Origin of the sequence: Arenimonas donghaensis DSM 18148 = HO3-R19 (assembly GCF_000743535.1) — a bacterium.
Classification (GTDB): Bacteria; Pseudomonadota; Gammaproteobacteria; order Xanthomonadales; family Xanthomonadaceae; genus Arenimonas; species Arenimonas donghaensis.
Window position 1 is genome coordinate 82294 of record NZ_AVCJ01000005.1, and the last position, 6362, is coordinate 88655.

Annotated in this window: 4 protein-coding genes; all 4 read right to left on the bottom strand. The window is 68.9% G+C overall.

All coding sequences use genetic code 11. The features are described 5' to 3' along the window. Positions 1 to 69: 69 nt before the first annotated feature. The 4 genes from atpE to N788_RS04545 all read right to left on the bottom strand — a co-directional run bounded on the left by atpE (position 70) and on the right by N788_RS04545 (position 6101). Positions 70 to 342: a F0F1 ATP synthase subunit C gene (atpE, locus tag N788_RS04530; RefSeq protein ID WP_034221543.1), complete on the bottom strand. Its 273-nt coding sequence runs from the start codon at positions 340 to 342 to the stop codon at positions 70 to 72. A gap of 68 nt (positions 343 to 410) precedes the next feature. Further along, positions 411 to 1286, bottom strand: coding sequence for a F0F1 ATP synthase subunit A (atpB, locus tag N788_RS04535; RefSeq protein WP_034221546.1), 876 nt, complete (start codon positions 1284 to 1286; stop codon positions 411 to 413). Then, positions 1283 to 1720, bottom strand: a complete 438-nt coding sequence (locus N788_RS15180) for an ATP synthase subunit I (RefSeq protein WP_084695886.1) — start codon at positions 1718 to 1720, stop codon at positions 1283 to 1285. The genes atpB and N788_RS15180 overlap by 4 nt, the downstream gene beginning before the upstream one ends. A gap of 91 nt (positions 1721 to 1811) precedes the next feature. Beyond that, the gene (locus N788_RS04545) at positions 1812 to 6101 is read right to left on the bottom strand and encodes a Calx-beta domain-containing protein (protein WP_160171908.1); all 4290 of its coding nucleotides are present in this window, start codon (positions 6099 to 6101) and stop codon (positions 1812 to 1814) included. Between the last annotated feature and the right edge of the window lie 261 nt (positions 6102 to 6362).

Sequence of the window (6362 nt, forward strand, 5' to 3'; positions counted from 1 at the left end):
ACTCCGCGATGACGGGGCAAGGGACGCCGGGGCGCAGGGCCCGCGGCGTCTCCAAGGCGAGCGCGCTTATCAGCCGGCGATGGCCGACAGCAGCGGGTTCGCGAACGCGAAGAACAGCGCGATGGCCAGGCCGATGATGAACGCGGCGTCGATCAGGCCGGCCAGCAGGAACATGCGGCCGGACAGCATCGGGACCAGCTCCGGCTGGCGGGCGGCGCTCTCGAGGAACTTCGAGCCCATGATGCCGATGCCGATGCAGGCGCCGAGCGCGCCCAGGCCGATGATGATGCCGATGGCGAGCGCGGTGGAACCCTGGATGGCGGCGACGAGAGACATGTCCATGGTGCAGTCCTTTTTTTACAAGTTCGGTTAGGGGTTGGACGAAAACAAAAACAATCGGTGGTGCGTGATCAGTGCGCTTCCGTGGACATCGACAGATAGACCACGGTGAGGATCATGAAGATGAAGGCCTGGAGCGTGATGACCAGGATGTGGAAGATCGACCAGCCCGCACCCGCCAGCACCGCGCCCAGGAAGGCCAGGATGCCACCGGTGGTGCCGCCGAAGCCGCCCACGTCCATGATGAAGTGACCGCCGGCCGCGCCCAGCAGGGCGATCAGCAGGAAGACCAGCTCGCCGGCGTACATGTTGCCGAACAGTCGCATGGCCAGGCTGACCGGCTTGGACAGCAGCTCGATGATGTTGAGGCCGAAGTTCGCCGGCGCCAGCACGATCTTCATCAGCGTGCCGTCGGCGTGGAAGGGCGCGGTGAACAGCTCCTTGGTGAAGCCGAAGCCGCCCTTGGCCTTGATCGAGAAGGCGATCATCAGCAGCAGCACCGTCATCGACATCGCCAGGGTGATGTTGAGGTCGGTGGTGGGCACGGCGCGGAAGTATTCGGCGCCGAACATCTTGGCGATGGCCGGCGGCAGGTCCACCGGGATCATCTTCACGGAGTTCATCAGCAGGATCCAGACGAAGATCGTCAGCGCCAGCGGGGCGACGAACTTGCGGTTGCCGTGGAAGACGTCGCGGACCTGGGTGTCGATGAATTCGGCGGCCAGCTCAAGGAAGGCCTGCAGCTTGCCCGGGACCCCGGCGGTGGCGCGGCGGCCGACGAACCAGAACAGGCCCAGGCCCAGCACGCCGATGGCGATCGCCATGATCATGCTGTCGATGTTGATGGTCCAGAACGCGCCCTCGCCGATGGACACCTGCCAATGCTGCAGATGGTGCGTGACGTATTCGCTGGGGCTGTCGCCGGCGACTTGCAGGAGTCGGTTCATCGAAGCAACCAAGGCAGAGTGAAAATTTGGGCGAGGGCTGCGAGCAACGCGCCCCCGAGGACATGGGCGGGAGGGAGCCCGTTGGTCATGGCAAGCGCGAGACCCGCGCCGACCACCAACCACTTGAGCACCGTCCCCAGGAGCAGCCGTGTGAACATCCGGGCTGCTGGTGCCGAGCGCGACCTCAGCTCCGTCCGCCAACTGAAGACCCACTGTGCCGCCGCGATCACCGCCGCACCCGCCAGCCAGGCCAGGGCAGCTTCCCGACCCACCCAGGCCCCCGCGATGGCGGCGGCGGCGCACCCGAGGGCCAGCTGTAAGACCGGCAACCGATGGGCGTGGGGCGAAACGGGAGGGGACGCGCGGTTCAAGTAGGACTCAGTAGCGTTCCCTGAAGCCGCAAAAGTATAGCAGCCGCCGTCCCGGGGGGACAAGCCGCAAAAGGCCCGTTTTCACCCTGCGCGGGACCTTTCCCCGGGGTCCCGCCGGCCGTCCGGGTCGCCGTCGGGGCGGCCCGGGATGCCTTCACGGCGTCGGGCAGCCCTGCGTGGTCCCTGGCCCACCCAGGGGCTGCACGCTGTCGTTGCCGGTCCAGGTCCCCGGCACCCCGCCGGTGTAGATGGCATCGAGCTGCATCTGCACCAGGCCGCCGGCGTTGAACCGCCGGCGCAGCGTGCCGATGTCGGCCCGCATCGGTGCCCCGGTGCGCTCGCACAGCGGACAGAAGCCGGTGAGCTGCTCAAGCGGCATGGTCGCGTCGGCGCCGCGGAAGCTGCCGGCCTCCGCGGTCAGGAAACGCGCGACGCCCTGGCCGTCGTAAACGAAGGCGGCATAAAACTCGTAGTCCGGGAACAGTTGCACGCTGTAGCCCGTGCCGGCACGCGCCGGGTCGAACCAGTGCGAACTGGCGTCCAGCGGCTGGCCTGCCAGGTCCGGGCAGCCGCGGCCCAGCGCCGCCATCGGCTCGGAGCCGGTTTCGCCGTCGAGTTCGTAGCTGAAGCGGAAGGCGTCCGGGCCGGTCGGCGTGACGATGCCGCGGCCGATGGCGCTCAGCGTATTGCTGTTGCCGTTCCAGGCGGCGCGGTACAGGGCGCCTTGCCAGACACCGGTGGGACCGGGCGCCGGCCCCTGCAGGTAATACCAGGTACTGCTGCCGTCCTGCAGGTAGGTGTACCAAAGTCCCGCCCATTGATCGCCCGCGGGATACAGGAACAGGCCGTGGCCCGAGCGGGCCGCGTTGAAATAACTGCCGGGGCGAACGATCGGTGCGGCGCCGACGACGGTGGCGGTCAGCGTCAGGCTGGCGGGCACGTCGTCGCTGTTGACCGGCGTGACGTACCAGCGCCCCGGGACCAGCCCGGCGCCGCTGACCGACAGGAACTCATTGCCGCTGGCGCCGACCGCGGAGGCCACGGCCTGGGCGCGTCCGGGGGCCGGACTGATCGCCGGCGACGAGGCCGGGGCGGGTGCCAGGTACAGGTCCACGTTCTGGCCGCTGGTGGTTTGCACGTCCAGCCGGCTGGCACCCGCCGGCACGTCGATGAAGATCCGGTCCTGCGCCGTGCCCGGCAACAGCCTCAAGGCCTGTGGCTGTCCGGAGTCCAGCACCAGCGCGGCATTGATGGGGTTGATGCGGTCCACGCGCACTGGGACGCTGCCGGTGGTGACGCCGGCACTGATGACATCGACATAGCCGGCACGCGATTCCCCCGGCAACAGGCCGTGGTCGCGCCAACCCAGGCGCAGGTCGAAGGACGCGCCCGCCGCGAGCTGGCCGGGACCCGTGGCGACGAGGGTTCCGTCACCCTGGCCGGGCGGCACCAGGAAAACCTCGAGGCGGGCCTGCTCGAGGCGCGTGCCGCGGTTGTGCGCCATCAGCCAGACGTGCTGCGGGCTGCCAGTGGCGTCCAATTCGATTTCACAGCGCTCGACGCCGGCGTTCATCGCGGAAACGCAGGCCACTTCGGCCAGCGCGGGCTGGCCGTCGCCATTGCCATCGCGTCCGGCGATCAGGTCCAGCGTCGCGCCTCCCGGTGCCCGCAGGTCGGCGAGCACGCGCCAACGACCGGCTGGCGCGGCGGGAACCTCCACCCGCGTGAACGCGCTGCCCTCGCGGCCGTTGTCCCAGGCATTGGACGGCGTTTCATCGGCCGGCGTGTCCAGGATGTCCACACGAGGCGCAACCAGCGGCGTCGCGGCGAACCGCAGTGACGGCAAGGCCCTCAGCCCTTCGCCGGCGCGGTCGTGAAAGCCGGCCGCAGCGTCGGCTTCGATGCCGATGTCGGTGAACGGCCGCAGGTGGATGCGCACCGTCGCCTCGTGGCAGGTGCCGCCGTCGACGCAGTAGCGGTAAACAAGCGAGGTCGTGCCGGTGGTGTTGGCGGGCGGGACATAGCGGATCCTGTCGTCCGTGGGCGCGGACGTGCCTGCCGTCTCCACGGTCGCCGTGCCCAGGGTGGGCGGCGTGGCGATGGCGAGCTGCCCCGGCCCCGCAAGCGCGGCGGCCAGGTCATCGTTGGCAAAGACATCGAGCAGGGTCGGTCCGGCGTTCTCCCTCAGGACGAAGCGGTCGTCCCGGGCCGCCTGGGCGCCGCCGGGCACGTCGTCGTTGAGGATGGTGCCGAAGCCCCGGAGTCGCACGGGGCGTGCGCCGGACACATTGCTGGCGACGACGACCAGGTTCTCGTTCGCTTCGACCTGCACGTCACCGAGCACGACCACGTCGTAGTAGAGCACTGTCTCGCCAGGGTCCAGGCGTACTCCGGCGTCCTGGCGATGCAGGTAGTCGCTGCCGGCGAAGGCAGACCTGTCCACGGTGCGCAGGTCGAAACTCACCGGCGCCGCGGCGGGCTGCGAGAGCTGGATCGGGAAGCGCAGGCGTGCCTGTCCGGCGTGGCCCTCGGTGACGACGGCGTTGCCGACGCTCAGCCGGGGCTGGTCCGTGGGGCCGCCATCGTCGTCGAGCAGCACCGCCACCGCATTGTCGTCGCCTAGCATCGCGCCGGTTACGTGGGAGAGCACCACGTAGAAGCGCTCGTCTTCTTCTGGCTGGGTGTCGCCGTTGGCGGGGACGGTGAACTGGGCCGAGGTCGCACCGGGTGGAATGCTCAGGCTTTGCACCAGCACCGACGGAAAGTCGCTGCCTTCGCTGGCCGAGAACGGATCGGCCGCGTACGGATGCGTCTGCGCCTCGAAGCCGACCAGGCCCGTGGACGGATGCGAAAGCGTCACGGTGAAGACCACGTCCGTGGTTCCGCTGTCGCCTTCGGGCACCTGGGTGTCCAGGACCGAAAGCGTCGGCACGCTTTCGTCGCTGACGATGGTCGCGACGCCCTGGCCGTCGAGCACGACGGCCCCTTCGACGTCGCGCAGGTTCAGCGCGAAGTGTTCGTTGCGCTCGACCACGCTGTCGCCCCGGACCTGCACCTGCACGGTTCGCTGGGTCTGGCCGGCCGGGATGACCAGGCCGTCCAGGGACAGGCTGGTGTAGTCGCCGTTGGCGACCGCGGTGCCATTGCTGGTGAACACGCCGAATTCGACCGGACCGGGGGCCGGCCTCGTGAGCTGGACAAGGAAGGTCACCGGGGTGAAGCCGCTGTTGCCCTCGTCCACGCGTACGTCACTGACCGAGATGCCGGGCAGGGCTTCGTTGCGGGCCGGCCGGAAGGCCGAAATGATCGGGGCGGACTGGCCGACGCCGCGGGCGTTGTCGGCCTGGGCGGCGTCACCGCAGGGCACGCCCATGCAGGCCGTGATGCGGGGGTTCGACAGGTAGCCGATGCGGGCCTGGGGTCCGTCCAGGTAGGCCATGATGGTGCCGAAGCCGCGCTCGGGTTCGAGCGTGCGCCGGTAGCCACGGGAATAGGTATACGCGCCGTAGTCCCCGTCTTCGGTGTCGAAGTCATGGGTGGCGCCCATGTTGTGGCCCAGTTCGTGGGTGAAGGTCCACTCGCTGCAGGCTTCCCGGCCGAAACCGCGGTCGCCGCTGACCGAAAAAGCCCGCGTCGGATCGAATGCGCCGCCGTGATAGCCGAGCAACCACGCCACGCCACAGTTGCTTTGCCGGTAGCGGTCGAAGTTGCGCAGCATGGCGACCATGTCGGCGCCGTACTGGGCGCGCAGGCGATCGACCTCGATCTTGATCGGCTTGCTGCCGGGCTGGGTGATGTCGTCGAGCGCATCGCCGTTGTCGTTGCGCAACGCGTAGTCGACCATGTGCCGGCCGACGACCCGGATGCGGACATTGGCCTGGCTGTCGGCATAGGCCTGGTTGCTCAGGGCCTCAAGCTGGGCGATCCGGGCCTGCACGATGGCGTCGCCGCCCCACAGGTCGACGAGGTTGCCGGTGTAGACCACCACGATGTCGATCACCGGCTCGCCGCCGGCCTTGGCTGCCCGGCCTTCCTGCTCACGTCGGAGCCGAAGCGACGCCTCGTCGGGCAGTGGCGGCTTGACCACGTCGGGACCGAAGGGTTCGACATACCGCCCGGCTTCGCCGGCGGGAACCCACCAGGTCCCGCTGCCGTTGGTCTCGACCTGGTCGGCGCGGCCGTCCTTGCCGGGAATACGACCGAAGCTGATGCCATCGCCCACGGTGAACACGACCGACTGTGGTCCCAGGTCGGTGTCGATTTCGCCGATCCACGTGAGCAGTCCGTCGGGGCGCTGCACCTTGCGCACGAATCGCAGCTCGCGTTCGTCGCCAGGCAGCGCCGGCCCGATCGGCTGACCAGGGCGGGCGGGGGCCTGCAGGACCCGGGCATCGACGGTCACGGCGCGCCGGCCATCCTCCGCGACGGCAGCGGACTTGCGCATGTCCTCCGGCACGATCAACGGCCCGGACGCTGCGGCCGCAAGCGGCCATTGAAGCAGCAGCAGCGCGGGCAACCAGCGTCGAAGGGAGGGTTTTGACATCCGTGGAACCGCCTGTGCCAGAGCAATAGCTGACACCAGATACCGCCATTGGCGACGGTCCCGCAAGCCTTTGCGGACCGGCGGCAGTCAGGAAAGTGCAGGCCAGGCGCACGCCGGGACCTTTCATCCGCGCAAAGAAAAACCACCGCGTATTGGCGGAGG

Bases quoted from the DNA above. Each gene is read 5' to 3' on its own strand.
- atpE (WP_034221543.1), bottom strand. From the start codon at position 342: ATGGACATGTCTCTCGTCGCCGCCATCCAGGGTTCCACCGCGCTCGCC.
- atpB (WP_034221546.1), bottom strand. From the start codon at position 1,286: ATGAACCGACTCCTGCAAGTCGCCGGCGACAGCCCCAGCGAATACGTC.
- N788_RS04545 (WP_160171908.1), bottom strand. From the start codon at position 6,101: ATGCGCAAGTCCGCTGCCGTCGCGGAGGATGGCCGGCGCGCCGTGACC.